The 2,168-nt window shown below is 66.4% G+C and carries 2 protein-coding genes; one reads left to right on the forward strand and one right to left on the reverse strand.

Features of this window, described 5'->3' with window-relative positions; all coding sequences use genetic code 11:
- On the reverse strand, window positions 1-161 hold a 161-nt coding region (locus Q4C89_RS13185), incomplete at its 3' end, for an acyl-CoA-binding protein (RefSeq protein WP_303103085.1).
- Window positions 162-212: 51 nt separating this feature from the next.
- On the opposite strand from Q4C89_RS13185, the gene Q4C89_RS13190 reads away from it, so the two are divergent.
- Window positions 213-2,168, forward strand: a 1,956-nt coding sequence (locus Q4C89_RS13190) for a S9 family peptidase (RefSeq protein ID WP_303103084.1), incomplete at its 3' end; no start/stop codon positions are given.

Raw genomic sequence — 2,168 nt, forward strand, 5'->3', positions numbered from 1 at the left:
TCGTATTTGGCTCCGCCGACGAAATCGAAGCCGCCGGGACGCTTGCCTTCCACGTCGCCCACGCTGCCCTGCTTGTAGAGGGCGTAGAGCTTGAGCAGCACGTCGTTGCCGGGCTTTTTAGAGAGGGTGTTGACTTCCTGCTGGGCCTGTTCGAAATTCATGGACTCAGTGTAATTCGGCGCGGGCCGACCCGTTGTGGTTGACTACCCAGAATGAACAATTCGGAAATCCCTGCCCCCGATAGCCTGCTGGCCCTCGCTTTTCCCTCCGACCCCCAGGTGTCGCCTGACGGTGGGCGGGTCGCTTTCGTACTGGCCCAGATCGAGGAGGAAGACCGGCAGAAGCCCGACCAAGACTTCGCCCGCCCGCGCTACCGCTCGCACCTGTGGCTCTCGGACGGAGGTGCGGCGCGGCCACTGACCCACGGCGAAAGTGGACGCGGCGACTCTTCGCCCCGCTGGTCGCCTGACGGTCAGACTCTGGCCTTTATCCGCAGCGTGGGCGAGGTCAAGGCCGCGCTGATGCTGCTGCCTCTGAACGGGGGCGAGGCGCGGCGCGTAACCCATTTCAAAAATGGCGTGAGCGGGCTGCAATGGAGTCCCGACGGGCGCTTTATCGCCTTCACCACCACAGGCGACGCCGAGGACAAACGCGACGAACGGGGGGAAGCCCGCGTGATTACCCGGCCCGTGTACCGGGCGAACGGGGCCGACTGGCTGCCCGAAACGCCCGCCGCGCTGTGGCTCTACGACGTGCAGGCGGGCGAGTTGCGCGAGTGGTACGCCCCGCGCGTGGGTCTCGGTGCGTGGGCCTGGTGGCCCGACTCGCGTGGGGTGCTGCTGGCCCAGAGCGAGGGCGACTGGCAGGCCAGCCAGTGGCAACAGGACGTGTACGACCTGCCCCTGCCCGTAGCTCAGCAACAGGCCACGCCAAACAAACTTCTGGACTGGAATTCTGCCGCCCACACGCTGATTCCGCACCCGGATGGTCGGCGCTTCGCGCTGGTGGGCCGCCCCGCCGGACAGGGCAACACCGAACACGCGCACCTGTATCTGGTGGACGGCGAGCAGGTGCGGCGGCTGGACACCGGCCACGACCACCCGGTCGGCGGCGCGGTAGGCGGTGACTGTCATGTGGGGGCCATGCCCGAAAAACCCGTGTGGCTCGACGAACAGACGGTGCTGTTTACATCGACGGTGCGCGGCAGCGTGGGCCTGTTTACCGCGAGTCTGGGCGGCGAGGTCAGGGCGGCGGACCACGACCCGCAGGGCGTCGTCTCGGCGTTTACGGCCAACCCGAACGGGCGGGCGCTGATTCGCGAGTCGGCCACCCGCTTTCCCGAAGTGGAGCTGAACGGCGTCAACGTCACCGACTTGCACGCCCGCTTTCCCTTTCCGGTGCGTGAGCCGCAGCGCGTGACCTTCGAAACAGAACTCGGTGAGGGCGAAGGCTGGGTGCTGCTGCCGGAGGGCGAAGGCAAGGTGCCCGCGCTGCTCAACATTCACGGCGGGCCGCACACCGACTATGGCTATGGCTTTACCCACGAGTTTCAACTGATGGCGGCGCGGGGCTACGGCGTGTGCTACTCCAACCCGCGCGGCTCGGTGGGCTACGGGCAGGCGTGGGTGGACGCCATTCACGGGCGCTGGGGCACGGTGGATCAGGACGACCTGCTGAACTTCTTCGACCGCTGCCTGGAGACGGTTCCGCGCCTGGACCCCGAAAAAACCGCCGTGATGGGGGGCAGTTACGGCGGCTACATGACCAACTGGATCACGGCGCATACCACCCGTTTCAGGGCAGCGATTACCGACCGCTCCATCTGCAACCTTATTTCGTTCGCCGGAACTTCGGACATCGGCCTGCGCTTCTGGGACGACGAACTGGGCCTGAACTTCACGCAGCCCGACGACGCGCTGCGGCTGTGGGAGCTGTCGCCGCTCAGGCACGCGCAGAACGTCGGGACGCCGACGCTCATCGTCCACTCGGTGCTCGACCACCGCTGTCCCATTGAGCAGGCCGAGCAGTGGTACGCCGCGCTGCACAAACTGGGCGTCCCCGTGCGCTTCGTGCGTTTTCCCGGCGAAGACCACGAACTCTCACGCTCGGGACGGCCCGATAGACGACTGACGCGCCTGAACGAATATTTCGGCTGGCTGGAACGCTGG

The organism is Deinococcus sp., assembly GCF_030523985.1.
Lineage (GTDB): Bacteria > Deinococcota > Deinococci > Deinococcales > Deinococcaceae > Deinococcus.